A 23,125-nucleotide genomic window follows, 5' to 3' on the forward strand; every position below is an offset into this window, starting at 1 on the left:
ATACATTTTGGGATAAGCTGATACGGATTATTGCGCTATCGTGCTTTAACCTAACTGCAAATTAACAAACATAAGAAATTGCAATGAAAACCCTAATAGTCACACCTTTACTACTGTGTAGTACTTTAAGCTTTGCCAATAGCCAAACCAACCCTACCAACTGGGGAGATGCATTTAGCAATAAACGCGATGCGGGCGGGTATTTTTCTACAGGCCTTGTACTCGCATACCAAAAAGGACTTTATAAATCAGAAGGCTTTGAAAGCAGGATCAGTCTGCGGGGTGCCTACTATTTCGAAAATGGCTTTTTTCTTGAGTTACCGGGATTTTCAGATAAATTCGAGAGCAACTTTGCCGCAGGTTATAACCTCGCTAATGTTGGCGACTGGGAATTTGATACCGTCTTCTCTACAGCCCACGGCGAGCTCAATTACTATAACCGAGAAGACAGCTTTAACAAAAACAGTACGCCATATATAGGTTTAAGAGCCATGGGCACCATTGCTGGGTTAGATGCCTTATTCTTGTTTGGTATTAACACCAATAAAAAAGATTACAGCGGGGGGCATTACGCGGCTGCTTGGCTTGCTAAAAGTTGGAATGTACAAAACTGGCATTTTTTCAGCTCAGTGGGACTACAATACCGTAATGACGAAATCCTTAATTACTATTATGGCGTTCCAGAGTCAGCCAAATACCACCCAACCTTTAACGCTGATGGTGGCTTCAACTTTATATATAAAATGGGAGTTAAAAAACCCATTACCGAAAATTGGCTATTCGAAGGTTTTTTAAGTTACACCGATTACGCTGATAGCATTGTCGATAGCCCTTATTCACAAAATATTCTGAAATTCAATGATGGGCGAAGTGATAAAGGCAGTCGAATTAGCGTGTCTTTACATTACGTGTTTTAGGAGAAGATGATGAACTTGATACTTCGCGCTTCTCTACTGCTACCTGCAATAATTTGTTCAAAAGTGACTTTGGCTGAGCAAAGTGATGACGTTCAACACGAGGCTTTAACTGTCTCTCCAAAGCAATGCACCACACTAAAACAAGGTGAAACCTGTTATCTCGACCTAGAAGTCGCATGGCGAACCAGTACTGAGAAAAGTACCTGCTTATTTGCCAATGCAAACAAGCTGCAATGTTGGCACAACAAAAAGCAAGGTGAGTTAAAAAAGCAAATCACCATGCAAAACGATTTAGTGCTCACTCTACAAACCGTGAACAAACAAGTATTGCACACACAAACAATCCGCTATGCTTGGGTGCATAAAAAGAATAACAGTAAGGCCATGCGTTGGCGCATGTTTTAAATTTATGATTTCAATCGCACTTGTTGAAGATGATAAAGAACTGGCACAGTGGATCAGCGATTACTTGAGCGCTAAACATTATGCGGTTGAGGTCTATCACGATGGCCTGACCGCATACCAAACACTCTCAGTAAAAACACCTGATTTGATTATTTTAGATGGCATGCTGCCCTCAATGGATGGCTTAGAAGTGTGTAAATTACTGCGATTAAAATCAGATGTGCCCATTATTATGCTCACCGCACGCGATGAAGAAATTGATGAGATTTTAGGGCTTGAAATGGGCGCTGATGACTACCTCACAAAACCTGTGCGAGGACGCCTCCTAGAAACCCGCATTAAATCTTTGTTACGTCGAGCAACGCCCAAAACGGCAGCTACAGTTGAACAAGACACCATTACCTTAGGCAATTTGATGATCTGCAAACCAACTCGCGCAGTCACACTCAAGGGGGCGGCACTTAAACTCTCAAGTAATGAATTTGATGTGTTGTGGATTTTAGCCAAACAAGCAGGTCAAGTCGTCAGCCGTGAATCGCTTAGCCAACAGCTTCGAGGCTTTGAATACGATGGTTTCGACCGCACTATCGATTTACGTATTTCCAGACTTAGAAAAAAGCTCTTAGACGATGCCAGCGAACCGTACAAAGTAAAAACGATTTGGGGCAAAGGCTACTTACTTGCCGCTGAGGTATGGCAATAATGTGGCGCTTTGCAATTGCACTGATCATGGTGGTACTTGCAGGTAACATCATTTTGGGCCAGGTATTTAATACCTTACTTGAACAAAATCAAACTCAACGTAAAACGCGTCAGTTTAGTCAAGAGCAACAAAGCTTACTTGCGCAAGTAAAGCTTATTCGCTCTGCATTCGATTCAGGGGTGAAAGCACACGCGCTCAATCAATGGCTTGAACTTAACTCTAAAAATGAAGGGTTTAGCTACAAATTACAATCATTAAAAGACTACCCGCTGCCCAGCAGTTTACTCGAAAAAATACTAGTTGATGGTGCGGTATTTTTAGAATCAAACGAAGGCTTAACGGCTTATTCGATTCTCACACAAGGGCAAGTATTGCTGGTAACTCAAACCAATATTGAACCTGAAGATCTACAAACTGCTTGGCTATTCACACTGATTTTTTACTCCACTCTGCTGGTTTTACTCTTACTATTTTTGGCCCCCTTTTTACTTCGTTTATATAAGTTACGCACTGCAGCCATCGCCATTGGCAACGGTCAATTAGATAAACGGCTCAAGGTCGGCTCTTTATGGTATTTGAAAGATATTGAAATGGCATTTAATCAAATGGCCGAAAAGCTTGCCCGCTTAATGCAAGACATAAAATTGTTATCTGGCGGATTATCTCATGAACTAAGAACCCCCCTTGCTCGTGTAAGAATGGGCTTAGATACACTTTGTGAAACCGATAACCCAGAGCAAAAAGCCAAGTTCGAAACCCGTATTAATCAAAATTTAGATGATATGGAAGCACTTATTCATGCCCTACTGCACTTTGCCAGATTGCAAAACACGCTTGATAACACTGCTAAAACTGAAATTGATCTAAATTTAGTATTAAAGCAACAAGTTGAAAAAGCCCATGATCCCCGCAGTCAATTAATCACGGAGCAAAGCGCATGCTTTATCCAAGGAGATAAGCACTATCTCAATTTATTAATGAGTAACTTGCTCAATAATGCCTTAAAACATGCCCGACAACACATTGAAATTCAAAGCACCCAAGACAAAGACTTCACAACCATCACAGTGAGCGATGACGGCGAAGGTATTCCTGATGCAGACAAAGAAAAGGTATTTAAACCCTTTGTAAGATTAGCCAATCAAGCAAATGACGATACTAGTGGCTACGGCGTGGGCTTGGCATTAGTAGATCGCATTGTCAGTTGGCTTGGCGGCCAAATCACCATAAAAACCGCCAAGCAGTTGGGCGGCGCCTGTTTTACGATTAAAATTCCAAGAAGGTAGATAACCTAAAAAAATAACATTACTTTTCCAGGCTGTTTACCTACAAACCCGCCATTTGAGATTCGGCATCAATGCCCACTTTAGCTAATCGGTCTTTTCGCCAACTTAGCCACCAATGAGTTGCATGATTAGCGATAAATTCTCGGTACTCTGCAAGCTCATGATTTTCACCTTGGCTTTGTTTTAATTCTAAAAGCATCAACGCGCTATTTAAGCTTAGCCAGTTAATATGCTGGCCTCGACCAATATTAAACGAACGTTTTGCATAATTAATGGCACTATCAAGATCATCAAGGGCGCGATAGTACTGGGCGTGTAATAAAGCTGAACGCGCGGGCTCTGTAATTTTTTCAATGACTTCAAGTGCCTCTTCTGGCTTATTCTCTTTTAAATATAATTTAGACAATTGATCTGCCGAAGAGAAAAACACCCAATAGTTTTCAGGTGTTACCGGCTTATCAAGTACCTCATGATAAAACCTAATACGCTCCTGTGTGGTTTGGGCAAACAAGGCAAAATGATACATAGGCAACATATAGTGAGAGCCATCTAATTGATATTCAGCTAATAAGGTTTTCGCTTGAATAAGGTAATCCATGCGTTCTTTCTTCATACCAAACTTACTAGCTTTAATAGAGAGCAAAGTGTAAGCACGGATCTCAGCCACAGGTTTTTTACCTAACCTAGCTAAGCTTGCAGCCTTGTATAAATAGCGATGTATCGCATCATAATCTTCTTTCGTATGCGCAATTGAGTGCGCAAGTTCAGCCATCGATTTATTCACTTCTGCCTGCAAATCGTAAATATGCGCATCAGAGAGTAATAGCTCAGCTTGTTCGTAAAAGGTTTGCGCACTGATTGCGTCTCGTTTGCCTTGGTATAACTGGCCTTTTAACCATTTACCATAGGCATAATAAAGCGGATGTTTAAGCTCACTTTCAGCCAATAGTAATTCAACATAGCCGCTAGCCGAGTCAAACTTATCGGCTTCAATCAGTTGATAAGCGAGTAAAGGCAAAGCATGTAAAGACTGACTCATGTTCTCATTCATTAATGTAAGCTCAGCCGATAGTAATGACTCACTCTTTAAAACAAAATAGTCACTGTTCGCCAACTCATTTATTAACACCTCAGTTTGCTCTGCGAGATCGGCCATCGAGCTACCATACAAGTAACTTGTCCAGCTTCGTTCTGGGCCTTGCACCAGCAGTTCAAGCAAATATGGGAGCTGCTCTCGGGTCGCTGAATCTCCGTTACCTTTTAAGATCCCAGTAAATACCAAAGCATTACTGGCATTCAACTTTTGATACTGCATAAATGGCGAGTTAATAAATTCTCTAGTATCAGCGGCTTTATTTTCGATAGCAAAATCGAGCCTTGACTGCAGCGCATTTAATTCTGGTTTAAAGTGCCTAGGACTGTCGGCTGTAAAGGGAATAAATTGTAAGTCGCCATGTACAACTTGGGCATTAGTTTTAGAAACCGCATTTTTCGCATTTGTGCTAACAAACTTATTCAGTAACATATCATTAGCTTGAAGATAATAAGCACCAATTAAACTTAAAAAAACCGCCAAACAGATGATTATGCTACTGTTAGAAATGGCTTTATTTGGCCTTTTTTGCTCAGTAACCTTATTCTGACTCATATTGAATTCAATTGGATCTTGTTCGGTTTGCGATCTTGTATGATTTAACGTTTCTGAGCTTATGGATGTGTTATTAGGTTCTGTTGAATGTTCTGTCACTATCAATTCAAGCTGCCATTGATACCCTTTTTTCGGAAAGGTTTTAATAGCTTCGTCGCCTAAAATAGCGCGCAGTTGACTGATATTTTGAAAAACTACTTGCTCAGAGACCACCTTCGACTGCCAAACCTCGGTTAAAATATCTTCCTTACTGAATATCTTTTTTGGGTTTGAAATAAATAAAGCCAATAAATTAGATTGCGTGCTGTTCAGCGGGATGATCTCTCCAGCTTTAAATAAGACTGACTGAAGTTCATCAAACTCAAAATCTAGAAACTGGATCATACTGCGTGCAACCTTTGCTTTTATTATTGTCGGTGTGGAAGAAAACGGCCCAACTCAGTGTACGATAACTAGGGCCGAATTCAATCTTAGGTGTTTCAATACTCAATAATGCCTCTTGAAGCTGATTGGTATCAAAAACAGATTAAAGTGAATCTATAGTTTTTTCACATCTAGCCAATTAATAGAAAGGCGCGCACGCTCGCCAATAGGCTTTATTGTCAGTATGTGCGACCCTTTAGGTAAAGTTACAGGCACCGCATTTGCAGTTTGCCATCCTTCAGCCCCAGTCGTCATAATCTCTTTCAGTAATTTACCATTCAAAAGTACAACGAAAGATTGCTTCTCACCGCTGTGAAAGACCCTTGGCTGAAGCGTGTACTTACCTGCTTTAGCAACTTCAATTGCATAATCAGCACTGGTATTTCGCATATTTGCAAAAACCAAGTCATGTTTTGGCTCTTGCGTAGAATTACTTACAGTTACATCCGCACCTTGACTGAACGCTTCAGCCTGAATTCGTATAGGCAAGGCATGAACATATTGCACGTTTGAATCAACGGTATTTGAAGCCAACCCTGCTCGCTCCCCATAATGCGCAAATACTTTATAACGCGCTTTATTTTTGCTTGGGTTTTGGTCCGTAAATGACGTTGTCATGATACCTTTGGCAATAACTTGTTCGTTATTATTCACCAAATCTCTACGAATAACTTGGTAAGTTGCCCCTTGATGAATGTCTTCATGTTGCCAACTTAAATGAACTTTGTTGCCTTTGTCTTCAAGCTTTAAATCAGCAACTTTATTTGGGTAATCAGCAATTTGGCTATGAACCAGTTTAGCCTGCTGCTGCGCTTTTGCTACCCCTTCAACAAACTCGGGCGAGCCAGTTTCTGCTGGGCGAGTTTCGCCATTCGTATCAAGCACCAAACGAAAGCCTTCTATCGCTGCCACAAAGTCATCGGGCATTTCACCACGACGATCAATTTCAGGTACCTCCCAATGCCAGCTACTTCCTTTTGCGATCCGAGAAGAGCAATTATCGCTTATCACCGGCCCTCCACCTTGAGGAAAGCGCTGCTTACCATCGACATAACAATCTGCGACGACTTCTTGAATATTACCAATTAAATCATGTACGCCATATTTATCCGCTTTATAAAGCCCTACAGTTGATGACAATACTTCTCTATCATTACAGTCTTCAATGGTATATACAGCACTATACTGTGCTTGATACATTTTATTGGTCATAGCATTGGCATGCCGATCAGCGAGGTTCGCTATTTCGCATACTTGCCCACGCTTTTTACCATTCTCAGAAAGATACTGCTCGTAACCACCAGTACGGATCACATATAGCCATTGTGCTTCAGACATGAGTCTGTATTGCTTTCCTGATTTTTCGGAAAGCCATTTGGCATACTCCTCTGCGCCCTTTGTACCGATACAAACCACGGGGTGATATTCGGAGAGATTGAAGAAATTGTTATTCCATGAACCGTCTTTTTCACCTGCCCCAAACCATCCGGGACCTATTTCATGCAAACAATTTGTAGGTGCTTGATAGCCAGTATCTTCTACAAATTTTCTAAACTCAGCGACGGTAAGTTCGTACTTTGCCATTTGAAATGGCAATACACCTACTTTATATAAGTCACCATTTTTATGATCTTTTGCCATGAAGCTGCCTGCAGGAATACTGGCTGTTGGCGGCTCAAAATATGTGGTTGACTGTGTGCTTGCAAAAGCCTGAGAACAGCTTATTGCAACAAAGATTGAAAAGATTTTTTTAACCATTGTGTGCTCCAAATACACCTGTTTTGTTGTTGAGCAAACAATAGTGGTAGCGAAATTTTTAATCTTATCAATTTTCTAAAATATTCTTCTTAAAAAAATTAACCTTAATATTCAGCAACTTTAGATCTTTAATATACCCATGATTTATCTAAAATGAGCTATTAACAAGGCCTTTATAATAAATAACCATAATTACGTGAGCGGTTTTTCGCACAATGCCTCTGATGTTCTACACTTAGTAAATACTTGAATGTAACCATGTATTGATAAGTCAGTTTAAGGGTGCCATGAGATTAAAGACCGGATTCATAATATCCCAAGCCTGTATCATCATCAGTTTAATCGTCTCCCTTGTTGGTGGTATTTTTCTTTATCAACAATCTCAATCGGACAAACTAACGAGCCAACAATTACTAATATACAAAAATGCGTTTGATGAATTTCTTTACTTACAATCTGCATTTAGTCTTTATCGCTCTAAAGATATTGAGCGTGAATTAAAAAAAAATAAAAACGACTACACGTTAGCTTCTATGTCACTCAAGCAACATATTGAAATTGACGATGTTGCCATGCTCCTTCTAAACCAGATTCAAGTCGGAGTCTCAGAGTTTGAAAAAAACCTTCAAGAACAAATAAAACTTCAAAGGCGTCTCGGGTTTAATGAAGACAGAGGACTAAGAGGTTTTTTCCGCAAGGCGGTTCATGAACTACAAGCTACCACCGAAGCGCTAAATGATCCTGAATTTGAGATTTTAATCTTAGAGCTCAGACGCAGAGAGAAAGATTATTTACTGAGATGGGACCCAAAATATCTTAATTTGCACATTCAAATTACAAAACAAACACAAAAATTGATTAACACTCGATATGCAACAACAAGCAGTGAACTCCTGGCTAAACTCAATGAATACATACAAGGGTTTAACCAATATATTTATCACCTTGAAACTCAAGGTCAGCATGCTGCGCAGGGGCTAAAAGGCAAAAATAACACGCTTTCTAGGGAGCTCAACGAGCGATTCAACACCTTGTATAAACATATCATTGATAAACAAGCTGTCGTCGCTCAAAGTTACTTAAAAAAGATATTTTTTCTGATTTTAGCAGCAACCCTTATTAGTCTGTTAGTGTCATTTATCATCAATCGCCGTATGACTTTCTCGTTGATTGCCGTGACGGCATTTATTAAAAAACTCTCTCATAGTGATAATTTTAGTGAACGTTTACAGCTTGGGGGGAATGATGAACTCTCCCAATTTAGCGATGACCTTGGGGCATTATTAAGCCATGTTGAAACCCTAATAGAAAGACTCTCTCTAGCTCAAAAAAGGCTCATAGAAGATGCCAAAATGGCGAGTTTAGGTGGTTTAGTCAAAGGCTTTGCACACGAATTGAATACGCCTTTAGGTGTGGCTATTACGAGTGAATCATTTCTAAGAGAAAAAGTTGAAATATTAAAAGAAGACTTTAAACAGGGTAAAATTTCAAAAAACAACTTACAAATATTACTGCAGGAGTTTGATGACTCTTTAAATCTGATCGAAAGTAACTTAACCCGCTCCGCAGAACTTATCACAAGCTTTAAACAAGTGGCTTCACACCAAGAGTACGATGAATTAGTCGAGTTCGATATTCACGAATTTTTAGATAACCTTTTGGCAAGTCTAAGACATGAAATTGATAAACACGATGCAACCATTTCTCTCGATATTCCTAATGGCATGATCTTAAAGAGTTACCTAGGTGCTTTTGGGCAAATATTTACTATTTTTATCGTCAATAGTCTACGCCACGGCCAAGTTGAGGGAAGAACACTCAACATAGATATTTCATGCAAATTTGTCAGTGGTGCCATTCATTTTAGATTTAGTGACGATGGCGCTGGCATAAAAGAAGAGCTACTCGATAAAGTCTTTGAGCCTTTTGTCACGACTAAACGGGGAGAAGGAGGCACTGGTTTAGGACTAAGTATAGTCTATAACCTTGTTACCCAGCGCCTTGGTGGACAAATAGAACTGCAAAGTATCGAAGGAAAAGGCATCTGTATTTATATGCACTTTAATGATATCCCATTTAGACAAAACTTCGAGTAACCGCCTTCAAGAAAATTAACTCTCACAGCAGTAAAAGTTCACAATAAAAGTCTGCACACCCTAAGAAAAAGCTTTAACTAATTTTTGGAAATATTCCTCAATACTAGCTTGTTGTTCAATATGCTCAGCCAAACAAGTATGAACTTCTGCACGGACACTCTGATCTTGTTGATGGTATTTATAGCAAGTATTCACAGGCTTAATTATCGCTTCAATATCGGCATTGATTAATATACATGCTTGCGCTAATACCACCTTGCCACCACCATTTTTAAGTACGACTCGCTGCGCGGTGCCAACTACTTTTTTGCCTAAAATATTGAGATTGTAATCACCGTCACAGTAAGAAAATTCAGTGGCATGTATGTCAACTTGGACATCATAAAAAGCAAAAAAGTCAGCTAGTTTATTACAAAATGACTGATAGGCCTGAGGAATAGAATAAGGCTCTTTCTCATCCCACACATACATGTGAGACACATTGATTACTCCAGGTACTTGCGGTACTGGCGCACCTCCTGTCTTACGACTATATAATTGCCAACCTTGCGCCATAAGCTGTTCATTAAGTGCTTCAGAAGCTTGCCACTTGTTACCTGAAGGCAAGACTAGCGTAGGCTCATCAGGCTGCCATAAAATCAAGGCTTCATTGAGCTTTCCCTGTTGCAATTGAGTCAGCACATCCGTTTCTTTTGCAAACACATTGGCCACATTGATTGATGGGTAAAAAAGCAGTTTTGGTTTCAAAATTATCACAACTTTTCAATTATTTGATTTGAGTTTAACGCCTTTCAAGCTGGAGTTGAATTCTTATAGACATATTATCTTACAAACTTAATTAACAATAAATTCACACTTATTCTATAGTTTGTTGTGCTCAATTTGAGCAATTAACAATAAGGAAATCTAAAAATGAAGCTAAAATTAAATAGTAAAAAACTAAAAACACTTTCAAACGACAAGTCACTTTTACCTTCAGACGCAACTCATAAAATCGCAGGCGGTAAGCCTCCTGCATCAGATTCATGGTGCGGCACTGAATTCTGTAACGGCGATAGAAATACTTTCTGCTTTACAGATGGTTGCTGGGGTTAATACAGCTCGAATACATCACCTTGCTTAGCCAGCGAAAGCTGGCTATTTAGAGTAAACTTTTCTGCCGATGCCACCACTGTTTAATCCGCATTCTCTCAACGTCGAAACACCTTAAAACTTGATTCACCTCAAAATTAAATGAAAATCATTTCCAAAACCGGAACAACCTGTGTATTTTGGTTATATCAAACGTATTTTTTACTTTGATTTTGTCTAAATACTAGGCTATCACTTAGTATTGCATCTCTTATTGGTACATTTAGGAAGCTCGGCATGGACACTGCAACTCACTCCTCTGGTATTTTTAAAACACTTAAAGCCAAACTTATTTCAGCTTTTACGGTAATGCTCATTATTCTTGCAGCAATTGGCTTGACCGCCTATTGGGCATTAAAGTCAGCTGATGAAGGATTCAACAGCTATCGAGAACTTGCAAGAGACTCGAATCTTGCCAGCACATTACAATCAAATATGTTAATGGTGAGAATGAATGTAAAAGATTTCTTACTAACTGGTAGCAACCAAGATATACAAGAGTACGGTCAGTATTTTAATGAAGTTGAACGACTTCTTAATACAGCTAAAGATGAAATAAATAAGCCCGAGCGAGCTAGAATTGTTACCCAGCTAATAGAAGAAATTCAGCAATACAACGCCTCTTTCGAAATAATAAAAAGCTATCGCGTGCAGCGTGACGATCTCGTATTCAACCAACTTGACGTCATAGGCCCGCAGTTAGAACGTTCGCTTACTCAAGTTATGCAAGATGCTGCTAAAGCAAATAATAGCCAACTTGCTTTTGATTCTGGTGAAGCGCTACGACATCTTCTTTTAGGTCGTCTTTATGTCATTAAGTATCTTGAAAGCAATGATATTGAAGCATTCGACAGAGTTAAAACTGAATTTGCATTACTAGAAGATCAGCTCATTATAATTAACGCTCTGAACTTGAATGCCACAAACCAGCAAACTATTGAAAAGTTAACTCGTCAAAAAACTCAATATCTAACAGCATTTAATGATGTACAAACCATTATTCAAGACCGAAATAACCTAGTCTCAAATGTACTTGATGTTGTAGGCCCACATTTTGCGAAACTTGTAAAAGAGTTAAGCCTCTCTGTAAAAGCAGATCAAGATACCCTTGGACCAAAGCTAAAAGCATCCAATGAACAAGCCGTATCACAAATTTTTATTATGTTTATGACAGCGCTTATAATTAGTGCAGCTATTATATTTTTCTTACTTAGAATGGTGATGAAACAACTTGGTAAAGATCCAAGTGAGCTAGACAATATTGCAACCGCCATATCTGAAGGCAACTTAGACCAAGAATATGATGAACGAGCACCGCAAGGCGTCTTCAAATCTATGCTAGAAATGCGAGAGAGCTTAAAACTCATCCGTGAAAAAGAAGAACAAGAGCGTCGTGTGGCAAGGGTAAATGCCCGTATTAAAAGTGCATTAGATAACGCCAATTCTAATGTCATGATCACCAATACTGATCATCAAGTCATTTATCTAAATAGTTCAATTCAACACATGTTTGAAGGGGTTGAAACACAGCTACAGGCTGAGTTGCCTAACTTTAGTGCTCATCATATTCTAAATGCGCAAATCAATGGTTTAATGCCTTACTTTGAACAACACCTAGCACAGATTGAAAGTCTAACCACCAGCCTTGAAGAGCAATTTGTTATTGCAGGTAGAACCTTCAAACTGGTTGCAAGCCCAGTCATTGTTGAATCACAACGTGTTGGTACCGTATTCGAGTGGCAAGATAGAACCGAAGAGCTTGCCGCAGCAGAAGAGAAAGCACGTATAGCCTCTGAAAACGCACGTGTAAAATATGCTTTAGATGGTTCGTCTGGTCAGGTGATGATTGCTGACAAAGACCTAAATGTGATTTACATGAATAACGCCATTCATGACATGTTTAAAGTTGCCAGCCAAGATATTAAGCAAGCCATTCCACACTTTAATCACGAAGCCATTATTGGTAATCGAGTTGATGCGTTTTTTGAACATTTCAGCGATAAAGTAGAAGACTTCAAAACTCAAACAGCAAGCATTGAAACTGAGTTTGTGATTTCTGGTAGAACCTTTACTGTAATCGTGAGCCCGGTCAGTGTAGAGGGTGAACGTGTTGGTACGGTATTAGAGTGGCAAGATAGAACAGACTGGTTAGCTCAAGAACGTGAAAAAACACGTATTGCAGCCGAAAATGCCAGAGTCAGATATGCCCTTGATAGCGTCTCGGGCAACGTCATGATTGCAGACAAAAATTTGAATATCATCTATGCCAACCAAGCCCTAAAGAGCACCATAGAAAGTGCTGAACGCGATATTCAAGCCCATATAGGCCAGTTCGATGCCAGCAGTCTCATTGGCTTCCCTGTTGATCAATTCTATTTAGAACCAGAACAACAACGTGTCTTGTTTAATAACTTGTCTCATGCCCACAACAGTACTGAATACATTGGTGAGCGTGTCTTCTCTGTGACCTCTAACCCTATCTTCGTAAACAACGAGCGTATTGGCACGGTACTCGAGTGGACCGACAGAACCGCAGAAGTAAATATTGAAAAAGAAATAGACAACTTAGTGCAATCTGCCGCACAAGGTGACTTAAGCCAGAAGCTATCTTTACAAGGGAAAACAGGCTTCTTTGAAAAACTCAGTACAGGTTTAAATGACCTAGTGTCTACAGTAGAAGTTGCACTTGATGACGTTACAAAAGTGCTGAGTGCATTGGCTCAGGGCGATTTAAGTAAACGTATCACCAACGATTATGAAGGCTCTTTTGGTCAACTAAAACAAGATACCAACAGCACGGCCGATAAGCTCACCGAAGTCATTGAAAACATCACCCATGCCTCTGGCAGTATTTCTCAAGGGGCGAATGAAATTGCACAAGGTAATGCGGATTTAAGCCAACGTACCGAAGAGCAAGCCAGTAGCCTAGAGGAAACCTCGGCTAGTATGGATGAAGTCACCGAGATTGTTCGTCAAAGTTCTGAACGTGCTGAAAATGCCAATACTTTATCAATGACCGCCGAAGACAAAGCCACCCAAGGTGGTGAGGTGGTAAAACTGGCCGTTGATGCCATGAGAGAAATCAATCAGTCGAGTAAACAGATCACCGAGATCATCAGTGTGATTGACGAAATCGCTTTTCAAACTAATTTATTGGCGCTTAATGCTGCGGTAGAAGCTGCCCGTGCAGGTGAACAAGGTAGAGGGTTTGCCGTTGTCGCGGGTGAAGTAAGAAGCCTTGCGCAGCGCTCTTCTAATGCAGCCCGAGAAATCAAAGACTTGATCAGAGACAGCCAATCTAAAGTTGAAGAAGGCACCGACTTAGTAAACCGCTCTGGTGAAACCTTAAGTGAAATCGTTGAAGCCACCAGCAAGGTACGCGTCATGATGGCTGAGATTGCCCAATCAGCAAGACACCAATCAGAAAGCATTATGCAGATTAATACTGCTATCAATCAGATGGATCAGATGACCCAGCAAAATGCAGCACTGGTTGAGGAAGCAGCCGCCGCAGGTGAGGCCATGGCTGAGCAAGCGCAAATGATGAACCAAACTGTCGAATTTTTCTCATTAACCGAGAGTAGAACTTCATCTCCAGCTTTAGAGCAAACCTTTCTACCCGATGAGCGTTATTTGCCAAGTTTGGCGTAATACTCGACTCACCCCCAAGGGCTGTTAGTAACAGCCCTTTTTTAGTTGTACAGAAACATTTAGAAATACTTTTCCCATATTGCTAACAAACCTTTAGGCGTACAATAACCTCAAGTTGTGCAAGGTTATAACGACCTGAACATCATGTAATTAAATCTGATATTTACAAAGGATTGTGCTCAGCTCTTTATAACTTTTTAAAGGGCACAACTATGATTAACACGCATCCCAATATTGTCATTATCGGCGGCGCAGGCGGCCTAGAACTGGCAAGTAAATTAGGGAACAAACTCGGGAAGTCTCGTCGCGCAAATATTACTTTAATTGATAAAAACCGCACCCATATTTGGAAACCGCTTCTACATGAAGTGGCGACAGGCTCGCTCGACACCAGTTTAGACGGTGTCGTTTATTCAGCCCACGCAGCCAGTCATGGCTTTCAATTTATTCTTGGCGAATTCATTAATTTGGATGCTGAAAAACAAGCAATATACCTTAAAGAGCAATACGATTCAGACGGTGAGTTGATCTTGCCACAACGTACCGTTCACTATGATGAGTTAATCATCGCCATTGGGAGTGTCAGCAATGATTTTAATACGCCTGGTGTTAGCAAACATTGTTATTTCTTAGACTCTCACCAGCAAGCCGAGCGCTTTCAACATGCGCTACTTAACTGCTTTACACGTGTACACCAAGCTGCAAGCCAATTACCTGAAGAACAAAACCGTCTTTCAATCGCCATTGTCGGTGGTGGGGCAACCGGTGTTGAGCTCAGCGCCGAACTGGTTCATGTCGCTCAACTTCTAAAGCACTATGGTATGAGTGCGTTTACCAGCACCAAGCTCACCATTCATTTAATCGAAGCCGGGCCAACTATACTACCCGCCCTACCCAGCAGAATAAGTAACTCTGCGCGAGACGAGTTGCGTCATTTAGGTGTAAATATCTTAGAAGGTACTAAAGTCAGCAAAGCAACTTCTGAGGGCTTTATCACCGATGACAATACCTTGATCCAAGCTGATTTAATGCTTTGGGCGGCTGGTGTGAAAGTTGCCGACTTTATTAAAAACCTCGACTGCTTTGAATTCACTCGCAACAATCAAATTAAAGTAGATGAATTTTTACAAGCAAAAGGCGCTTCTCATATTCATGTATTAGGTGATGCCTGCGCCTGTGAGCAAGAGGATGGCTCCTTTGTGCCGCCTCGCGCGCAAGCTGCGCATCAGATGGCGAGTAATGTCGCCCACAATATTTTAGCCAAATTCAGCGGTAAAGCGCCAAGACCTTTTGTTTATAAAGATCATGGTTCACTGGTAAACCTTTCTCGCTTTAGCGCGGTAGGTAGCTTAATGGGCAACCTGACTAACAACACCATGTTTATCGAAGGTAATCTAGCGCGAGTGATGTATTTATCGCTTTATCGTATGCACCAAAATGCCATTCACGGCCCGATCAAAACCGCGGCTTTGTGGTTATCAGAAAAGTTACTGCGCATTGTGCGCCCTAAGATGAAATTGCATTAAATATAACTACAAGCAGCCTGAACATATAGTAAAGTTCAGGCTGCAATTTTTTGTACTTCTTTTTGTACTTTTTTATTGGGCTTTTTATTGGGCTTCAGCCAATGCTAGCACTTCATTCAATGCCGAGACAGAAAATCCTCTGTCGTAGAAGTAGATAATTTTGCCGTTTTTATCAAGCAGCATCACTCTGGCGTTATTTGGGTTTTCATTACCTGTAAACGCTTGGATTTTTTCGCCATCGTCATAAATGGTGATCACCCCACCCCATAGCTCTTTAGGAATACCCCGGCGCATGCCTTCATCGATTTGTATGCTAAACATTCTCGGCAACATGCCAGCAATGGTAGGTAATTCATACGCTTTATATCTGCGCCTTTCATATCAAGGCCAATCAACCAACGGTCAATGTCGAACTGACTGTCCTGCTTGTAGCCAACCAAAAATAGCGCAACTTCACCTTTAACAAAATCAGGTAAGTTAATACGCTGCTTTTCTAGACTTCCACCAGAGATACTAGGAAAAGCTTTACCAGTGACATTTTGGTTTGGGTACTGGGCCACACAGCCCGTCATTAAAATTAATACAAAGCTAAGTAAAAGTTGTTTCATCAATTTAATTTCCTTTTTGGCTTTACTGAAATTGCTTAACAATCACATCCAGTTTTTTCAAAAATTCTTCTTTTAATTTATCGTGTTCATATTCAAGATCATATTTATTGTGAAACCCAAACCTGAGTAATACACCATTGCCCTGTAAATAGATGGTGTAACCATCAATGTCAGAGAACGCCGTGATCCCTTCTAAATGCTTGCCCTGCTCATATGGTTCACCGTGTTGTTGAATATACTCATATACACGCAAAATATGTTTTGACTCTAAATTATTCTTCATATGCCGACCTTATTGCATTCATCACTCATTTTTACGTCTTACACAGCCATTAAGTTTAGTCTTATTTTGCTTTCACATTGATTTCACACCTGACCTGCGACCATCAAGTAAAATTAAGGAGCAAAGCCATGCGAACTATCTTTCAACTTTTATTACTTCTTTGGTTGTTATTTTTAAGTAATCACACCATTGCAGCACAATTTGAAGCGTCACACTTAAAATCTGTCGTTCAGAATGCCATCCAGCGAATTAAAGACGTCGACAAAACAAAGTGGGCGTTTGAGCTACACAGCTTTGAGAACGAAGAAGGAGAAATCACAGACTATACTGCAGCATTTAACGGTGCGCTTCCCGACGGACAAAAGTGGCAACTGCTCACTAAAGACAAAAAGCCTGCGACCGACAAGCAAAAGCGCGCTTTTATAAAACAACGCAATAAAGACAAGAAAACCTTCAGTATTAAACTTGAGCAGCTCATTTCTATAGATTCATTACTGTTACTCGATTCTGTAAACGAAGCGATTACGGCAAGTTTTGATGTCAATATCCCAAAACTCGGTGATGACGCCATTGGTAAGCTAAAAGGCACATTAGTCGTCTCGCCTAAAAACCAGCTACTTAAGCAAATCACCATCACGAATTTAGCTGAATTCAGCCCAATGGCGATGACAAACATAGAGCAATTTAAGATGCTGTTAACCTTCACAGAAGTGTTAGAACAAGTTCTGCCTCTAAGTGCTGAAATGACGATGCGCGGCACCTTCGCCGGCTTTATGGAGCTCAATGAAACCTCGAAAGATAGCTACACTAACTATCAACGTCTTGAATGATAAAACCAAGTTTTAGGCTAAATAATAAAAAAGCAGCCTAGTGCACTAGACTGCCTTTGGTGAGAACAACGGGTAAAATTTATATGCCAATAATGCGCTTCAATAGATCAGCAACATGAGCAATTACGTTTATGTTTTTCCATCTTGCCTACCCCTGGGTTGAAGCGGTTGGTCGGGTCTAATGAGCGATAAAATGCTTTTACATCTTCTTCGGCTTCATAAAGATGACCGACATTGTGTTCAGCCGGGTACTTAGCGCCACGAGAATCTAGTAGAGCCAACATTTGCGCTTTCACTTTCTTAGCATCAGCGCCTTTTTTCAGCACATAGTCTTGATGAAATACATGGCAGAAGAAATGCCCATAATAAAGGCGCTTATCGACCTGACTGGCAATGTCTTCTGGTAACTCTTCAACCCAATCAAAGTCATTTCTACGTAGGGCAATATCGAGCGCTAAAATGTCTCCCACTTTATCTTCATGTAATGCTTGATAGCGAATAGCGGCACCTGCTGCTGCAAAACGTTGTAAATACGCCTTACTGGCTTCATCGGGTGTACACTCAAAATACCCGCCCGCTTGTGGGTTTTGAGCAAAATACGACTTTAGAAACTGTTTGGCTTCGGCAATACCGCCATCACTCATTTTTAAAATTAAGTGATGCTCGTATTTATCTCTAAATTCCAGCATGCGCTTAGGTAAATGCTGTGGGAATAAGTAGCTTGCCCATTGCATTACCTTGTCGGTGAAGTTGCGCGGCATAAACTGCCACTTCTTAAAAGTCGCATCTAATCGCCCTTTTAAGGCAAACAACTTAGGTAGTCTATCCGTGCCTAAATGCTGAATACTTAAGAAGGTATCTTTGCCATATTTTTCTGCGATATCGAAGATTTCGCGGTGCAGATACTCTCCCACTTCGGGCAAGTTTTTGAATTCAGATAATATGTGACGACGTAAATCACTTAAGGTCTTAGGGTCATTGGTGCCCACATAAAATGTCTGCTCTTGGCTCGGTACTGCAAAGGTATCAAGGCGCACAGCAAACACAGCTATTTTACCTGCACAGCCACTGGCCTCATAAAGCTTTGAGGTATCGGCATTAAAACGACTGGGCGTATCAGCATTTACATCGCGCAATAAACCTTCATAGTCTGTCGCACTGGCTTTTTTATCGGTAACCAGGTTGTTATGAGCAAAATTACCCGACATCAGGTTTTTTAAGATCTCTTCAGGGGTTTCACCCAATTCAATGCCTAAGTGGTTCACTAAATGCAATTGGCCTTTTTCATCAACGCGGGCAAAGAGTGACAACTCAGTGTACGCTGGTCCACGCTTTACCAATGCCCCACCTGAGTTGTTTGCCACTCCGCCAACAATCGATGCGCCTAAACAAGAAGAACCAATCACAGAGTGTGGTGCTCTTGATAACGGCTTTAAGGTTTTTTCTAACTTATGTAGCGTAGTACCGGGAAAGCTTAACACTTGCTTGCCCTGCTCTAGAACCACTAAGTCGTCCATCGCCAAAGTGTTAAAGATCACTATGTCTCTATCATAGCCATCACTCGAAGGCGTTGAGCCTTCGGTTAAGCCGGTATTCGCCGCTTGCATGATCATAATGCAGTCAGCTTCAACACAGAGCTCTAACGCATGCCAAAATGCCAATAAATTTTGCGGAAATAGAACAGCCAGCGCACTGCCGCCTCCCGAGCGCCAGCCCGTTCTATAGTGCTCAGTTTTATTGGCTTGAGTTTGCACATTCTCACTGCCTAACACTTTGCTTAAAGCGGCCAATAACTGCTGGTTGTTCATATTCTTCTCCATTTTAATGACTTAACGGTCCTGCAATATTCAAAACATATAAGGCTGTCATCACTAAGGCGCCTGACGCCAAAACATAATATAAGGTTGGCACAATTGTGCGTCTGAGTGTGGCCCCTTCTTGACCCAATAAGCCAACTGTTGCACTTGCCGCGACCACATTATGAATCGCAATCATGTTACCTGCTGCAGCTCCCACTGCTTGTGCTGCGATGATCAATGCTGGCGATAACCCTAAACTCATTGCCGCTTCAAACTGAAATTGACTAAACATCATATTTGATACGGTATTAGACCCTGCAATAAAGGCACCTAGTGCACCAATGGTTGGGCTTACAAGGGGAAAAGCCTCACCAAACCAAGTGGCAAACATCTGGGCACTGGCCATTGGCATACTAGGTAAATCGGATAGGTTCACACCTGAATTAATAAATAGGCGAACCATAGGCACGGTAAACATTAAAACAAAGCCTGCACTGATCACGGTTTTGATCGATTCACCAAATGCACTTCGCACGATTTGACCTTTTTGACCCGGTTGACCTTGTAAAATAAGCGCCACCAAAGCAGCAATCACCATTAATCCACCTGGCAAATATAAAGGGGCAAAAGAAGCGCTCACCCCAGTTTCACCGAGAATATTACTGAAACTGATACTAAAACCAGTTAGTAACCCTTTAAATTCTGCAAATACACGAGAAAAAACCAATAAAGCCGCAACAATTAGGTAAGGCACCCAAGCCACAACAATAGACATTGAGCGGCTACCGCTGATGTTTTCAGCTTTAATCTCTAGGTTGCCCAACCACTGTTTAGGCCAAGTCTCTTTATTGGCAAAATCCCACTGGGTTTTAGGCACTAAAAACCCTTTTTTAGCGGCGGTAACAACAATGGCAATACTCACTAAACCGCCAAGGAGCGATGGAAATTCAGGGCCAAGAAAAATCCCAGTTAATGCGTAAGGAATGGTGAAGGCTAAGCCAGCAAAAATAGCAAACGTTAACACTTCAAGGCCTTCTTTCCAGCTTTTGTTTTGTCCAAAAAAACGTGTCAGCATCATCACCATAAACAACGGCATCACAGTACCTACAATGGCATGAATAATTGAAACATTGGTGGTGATAAGCTGCAGATATTGCTCCCACGTCCAGCCTTGGGTCGCAAGCTGAGCTGAAATTGCCGTGGTATCTAACCCTTTATTTACACCGATGATAATAGGTGTGCCCACAGCACCAAAAGAGACTGGCGTACTTTGGATCATCATGCCCATTAACACTGCTGCTAAAGCTGGAAAGCCGATTGCAACCAATAATGGCGCTGCGATTGCCGCAGGCGTACCAAAGCCAGAGGCGCCTTCTATAAACGTGCCAAAGCACCATGCAATCACAATGGCTTGAACACGTCTATCGGGCGAGACATGCATAAATCCTTCACGGATGACACCTATGGCCCCCGTATGCTTTAGCATATTCAATAAAAAAATTGCGCCAAAAACTATCCACAAGATAGAGAAGGTGATCCCCAAACCTTGTAGAATTGACGCTAACACGCGATTGGTCGACATATCCCATACAAAGAGCGCCAGTGCGGCAGTCGTTGCTAGCACCACAGGCATGGCTTTTTTCGCAGGCCAACTCAGGCCCACCAGCAGCAGAGCTGCTAATGCTATTGGCAATAAAGCCAATGCACCTAGTGTTAATTCGTTCATATTACTTTCTCTTGTTGTCCAGTTTTTATTGTTTTACTTACCCACAACGTGCTTATTTGTGATTTATTTAATTATTGATACATAAGCATCGAGTAAACAAAATTTATAGAAATGTACAACTCTGTTAACTATTAATATATATTCATTAAAGAGAATGTTTTTTTCCTTTTTTGACATAATCAATATCGTTGAAAGAGGCTGTTAGGTGTATTTATGGTTAAATCTGATGATATTTTCTTGTTTGTTCAAGTCGTTGATGAAGGCTCGTTTTCTAAACTCGCTGAAAAACTTGAAATGACAAATTCTGTGGTGAGCAAACGGATCAGCCGTTTAGAAAAAGCCTTAAATGTACAATTATTGTATCGCACTACCCGCAAACTCAGCTTAACCGATGCAGGACAAGCCCTTTACGGTAAGGCGCGCTTAGCCAAGCAAGCACTGCAAGATGCACAAGACACAGTGACAGGCTATGGTGATGCCGTGCGCGGTAAAATTCGCGTGACTGTGCCATCAGTTTCAGCGAATCTATTACTCAGTAAAGCCATTGCTGAATTTTGCCAACTCTACCCTGATGTTGAGGTTGAACTTCATGTCAGCAATCGATTGGTCAATATTCTTGATGAAGGCTTTGATTTAGCCATCAGAACCGCTTTTCTTGAAGACTCTTCTTTGGTCGCAAGAAGGCTTATTAATTCCCAGTGGATTGTATGTGCCAGCCCTAGCTACTTAAATCAGCATGGTATTCCTCATAAACCCAATGACTTGCTTAAACATGAATGTCTAATTTACAAATATGAAGGCGTTGGCCCTGATAACTGGCTATTCCAACAAGATGGTGTAGAGGCAAACGTACAGGTGCAAGGGCGTTTTTATACCAATAGTCTTGCGGCGATCCGCGATGCTGCCGCAACCAACTTCGGCATTGCGTATTTGCCTCGCGCACTGGTTCATGATGATTTAATGTCAGGCAGATTAGTGTCTTTGCTAGCTGATTACACAGCAAAAGAGCTTGGAGTATATGCGGTCTATCCAAAATCGCGCCAGCCAGACAAAAAGCTTAACTTGCTCGTTGAGCATTTACGTGACGCGTATTTAGCAAAAAAAGAGTATCTTTATTAAATGAAGATACTCTTTTTACTAAAACAAAGTTATAGAACTTTTAATTAAAACCTTTAGTTAAAACTTTAGTTTGGCACTGAATTGTAAGTAATTTGAATCAATGTTCTGCATGCGTTCGTCGTCAACACTAAAGTTACCTAGCTCAACCCCTAAATCTAAGTATTCGTTGTAGCTGGTGATCAAGTTCACGCCAAAATGACTGCGCTTGCGCTCAAGTACATCTGTTGAGGCACTGCCGTAAAACACCGATGAACGTAACTTTGGCGTCCAAAAGTGTCTATATGCTATCGCATAGGCCACCGTACTTTCGACTTCGGCTGTTTGCTTGCCCTCTGCGGTAACTATGTCAGGAGTAATGCCCGCTGCAACGTAGCGCCCAGCATCTCCGCTGGTTACCTGAAAACGTAGATCATCTTTACCAACGGTGTTAATTTTTGCCGCGATGTTAAATGCAGTCGCCGTTTTATCTAGGCCGCCTTGGTCAACTTTGCGTAACAGGCCAGCGACAGATACCATGCCCCAATCCGCTTTATGGTTATAACGGGCAATAAAATCTGGTAGCGATTCATCGTTATCTGCCTGAGCACCAGTAACACCCACGCCACTGACACTGCTGCCGACATCTCCGTCACCATTAGTCTCTGGGTTTTCAATGGCAAACTGCCACGCACCATGGGTGTATCTCAGTTGAGTTTGACGAATAAAGACCTCACCGGCGTGTGGGCCACCGAAATCAAGTGACTCTGGCAGTGCATGTAGTGGCATAAAGGTGGTCCAGTTTTGACCCGCCATCCAGTTCTTATACTGAATATATAAATGTCTTAGGCGCGGGTTTGATGAATTACTGACTACTTCGTTACCGCCGCCGCCATAGAAATCCATCTCAACAAAACCTTTAATGTCGCCATGCTGCACGGTTAAATTCACCCGAGACTCTTTAACATTAAATGCCGTATGCGAGGTATCTTGTGCTGCACCTCCTGGAAAATTTGCTAGCCAATAATCTTGATAAGCCACATCACCAGAGACATGACGAATATCGACCTTACCGTAACCGCCAATTGCCACCTTAGTTTGTTTTTCACCCTGTTTAACGTTCAGTATTTCTACAGCTTGCGCTTGTGATGCAAGGCTCAGTGCACATGCACCTAACCCTAAAACGACTTTATTTGATAGCTGTTTCACCACGCACTCCTCAGTTTAGGTTTATTGTTAT

Annotated in this window: 17 protein-coding genes and 1 pseudogene; 10 read left to right on the forward strand and 8 right to left on the reverse strand. The window is 41.2% G+C overall.

What is annotated here, in order from left to right; all coding sequences use genetic code 11:
• The first annotated feature begins 83 nt into the window (after window positions 1-83).
• Genes ACH784_RS13565 through ACH784_RS13580 form a run of 4 tightly spaced genes read left to right on the forward strand, consistent with a single transcriptional unit; the run spans window position 84 to window position 3,311 of the window.
• The gene (locus tag ACH784_RS13565) at window positions 84-917 is read left to right on the forward strand and encodes a MipA/OmpV family protein (RefSeq protein ID WP_404391035.1); all 834 of its coding nucleotides are present in this window, start codon (window positions 84-86) and stop codon (window positions 915-917) included.
• Between the two features lie 6 nt (window positions 918-923).
• Window positions 924-1,322, forward strand: a complete 399-nt coding sequence (locus ACH784_RS13570; protein WP_404391037.1) for a DUF3019 domain-containing protein — start codon at window positions 924-926, stop codon at window positions 1,320-1,322.
• A gap of 4 nt (window positions 1,323-1,326) precedes the next feature.
• On the forward strand, window positions 1,327-2,025 hold the full coding sequence (locus ACH784_RS13575) for a response regulator (RefSeq protein ID WP_404391039.1): 699 nt from the start codon (window positions 1,327-1,329) through the stop codon (window positions 2,023-2,025).
• Window positions 2,025-3,311, forward strand: coding sequence for an ATP-binding protein (locus ACH784_RS13580; RefSeq protein ID WP_404391041.1), 1,287 nt, complete (start codon window positions 2,025-2,027; stop codon window positions 3,309-3,311). The genes ACH784_RS13575 and ACH784_RS13580 overlap by 1 nt, the downstream gene beginning before the upstream one ends.
• Before the next feature lie 40 nt (window positions 3,312-3,351).
• On the opposite strand, the gene ACH784_RS13585 is transcribed toward ACH784_RS13580, so the two are convergent.
• Window positions 3,352-5,343 carry a transcriptional regulator gene (locus ACH784_RS13585; RefSeq protein ID WP_404391043.1) on the reverse strand — a complete coding sequence of 664 codons (1,992 nt, stop codon included), beginning with the start codon at window positions 5,341-5,343 and terminating at the stop codon, window positions 3,352-3,354.
• A 153-nt stretch (window positions 5,344-5,496) separates the two neighbouring features.
• Window positions 5,497-7,140, reverse strand: a complete 1,644-nt coding sequence (locus tag ACH784_RS13590; RefSeq protein ID WP_404391045.1) for an SUMF1/EgtB/PvdO family nonheme iron enzyme — start codon at window positions 7,138-7,140, stop codon at window positions 5,497-5,499.
• A 287-nt stretch (window positions 7,141-7,427) separates the two neighbouring features.
• On the opposite strand from ACH784_RS13590, the gene ACH784_RS13595 reads away from it, so the two are divergent.
• Entirely contained in the window at window positions 7,428-9,236 is a 1,809-nt protein-coding gene (locus ACH784_RS13595; protein WP_404391047.1) for an ATP-binding protein, read from the forward strand.
• Between the two features lie 60 nt (window positions 9,237-9,296).
• Here ACH784_RS13595 and ACH784_RS13600 read toward each other — a convergent pair whose 3' ends face one another.
• Complete coding sequence (locus ACH784_RS13600; protein WP_404391049.1) at window positions 9,297-9,992, reverse strand: biotin/lipoate A/B protein ligase family protein; 696 nt, start codon at window positions 9,990-9,992, stop codon at window positions 9,297-9,299.
• A 156-nt stretch (window positions 9,993-10,148) separates the two neighbouring features.
• On the opposite strand from ACH784_RS13600, the gene ACH784_RS13605 reads away from it, so the two are divergent.
• The 3 genes from ACH784_RS13605 to ACH784_RS13615 all read left to right on the forward strand — a co-directional run bounded on the left by ACH784_RS13605 (window position 10,149) and on the right by ACH784_RS13615 (window position 15,544).
• On the forward strand, window positions 10,149-10,331 hold the full coding sequence (locus ACH784_RS13605; protein ID WP_404391051.1) for a hypothetical protein: 183 nt from the start codon (window positions 10,149-10,151) through the stop codon (window positions 10,329-10,331).
• 273 nt (window positions 10,332-10,604) lie between these two features.
• Complete coding sequence (locus ACH784_RS13610) at window positions 10,605-14,018, forward strand: methyl-accepting chemotaxis protein (protein WP_404391053.1); 3,414 nt, start codon at window positions 10,605-10,607, stop codon at window positions 14,016-14,018.
• A gap of 212 nt (window positions 14,019-14,230) precedes the next feature.
• On the forward strand, window positions 14,231-15,544 hold the full coding sequence (locus tag ACH784_RS13615; RefSeq protein WP_404391055.1) for an NAD(P)/FAD-dependent oxidoreductase: 1,314 nt from the start codon (window positions 14,231-14,233) through the stop codon (window positions 15,542-15,544).
• Between the two features lie 84 nt (window positions 15,545-15,628).
• On the opposite strand, the pseudogene ACH784_RS13620 reads toward ACH784_RS13615, so the two are convergent.
• Together ACH784_RS13620 and ACH784_RS13625 are read right to left on the reverse strand one after the other, a co-directional pair.
• Window positions 15,629-16,155, reverse strand: a pseudogene (locus ACH784_RS13620) (hypothetical protein).
• A gap of 19 nt (window positions 16,156-16,174) precedes the next feature.
• Window positions 16,175-16,435, reverse strand: coding sequence for a DUF3081 domain-containing protein (locus ACH784_RS13625; RefSeq protein WP_404391057.1), 261 nt, complete (start codon window positions 16,433-16,435; stop codon window positions 16,175-16,177).
• Between the two features lie 128 nt (window positions 16,436-16,563).
• Between ACH784_RS13625 and ACH784_RS13630 the strand changes: the two genes are divergently transcribed.
• Window positions 16,564-17,265: a hypothetical protein gene (locus ACH784_RS13630; RefSeq protein WP_404391059.1), complete on the forward strand. Its 702-nt coding sequence runs from the start codon at window positions 16,564-16,566 to the stop codon at window positions 17,263-17,265.
• A 107-nt stretch (window positions 17,266-17,372) separates the two neighbouring features.
• Here the strand turns inward: ACH784_RS13630 and dld are convergent, their stop codons facing one another.
• On the reverse strand, window positions 17,373-19,073 hold the full coding sequence (gene dld, locus ACH784_RS13635) for a D-lactate dehydrogenase (RefSeq protein ID WP_404391061.1): 1,701 nt from the start codon (window positions 19,071-19,073) through the stop codon (window positions 17,373-17,375).
• A gap of 13 nt (window positions 19,074-19,086) precedes the next feature.
• The gene (locus tag ACH784_RS13640) at window positions 19,087-20,790 is read right to left on the reverse strand and encodes an L-lactate permease (RefSeq protein ID WP_404391063.1); all 1,704 of its coding nucleotides are present in this window, start codon (window positions 20,788-20,790) and stop codon (window positions 19,087-19,089) included.
• A 213-nt stretch (window positions 20,791-21,003) separates the two neighbouring features.
• Between ACH784_RS13640 and ACH784_RS13645 the strand changes: the two genes are divergently transcribed.
• Window positions 21,004-21,909 (forward strand): LysR family transcriptional regulator, encoded by a 906-nt coding sequence (locus tag ACH784_RS13645; protein ID WP_404391065.1) that lies wholly within the window; start codon window positions 21,004-21,006, stop codon window positions 21,907-21,909.
• A gap of 57 nt (window positions 21,910-21,966) precedes the next feature.
• Here the strand turns inward: ACH784_RS13645 and ACH784_RS13650 are convergent, their stop codons facing one another.
• Window positions 21,967-23,094, reverse strand: a complete 1,128-nt coding sequence (locus ACH784_RS13650; protein WP_404391067.1) for a DcaP family trimeric outer membrane transporter — start codon at window positions 23,092-23,094, stop codon at window positions 21,967-21,969.
• Window positions 23,095-23,125: the final 31 nt, after the last annotated feature.

Origin of the sequence: Pseudoalteromonas phenolica (assembly GCF_044788725.1) — a bacterium.
Taxonomy (GTDB): Bacteria; Pseudomonadota; Gammaproteobacteria; order Enterobacterales; family Alteromonadaceae; genus Pseudoalteromonas; species Pseudoalteromonas phenolica_C.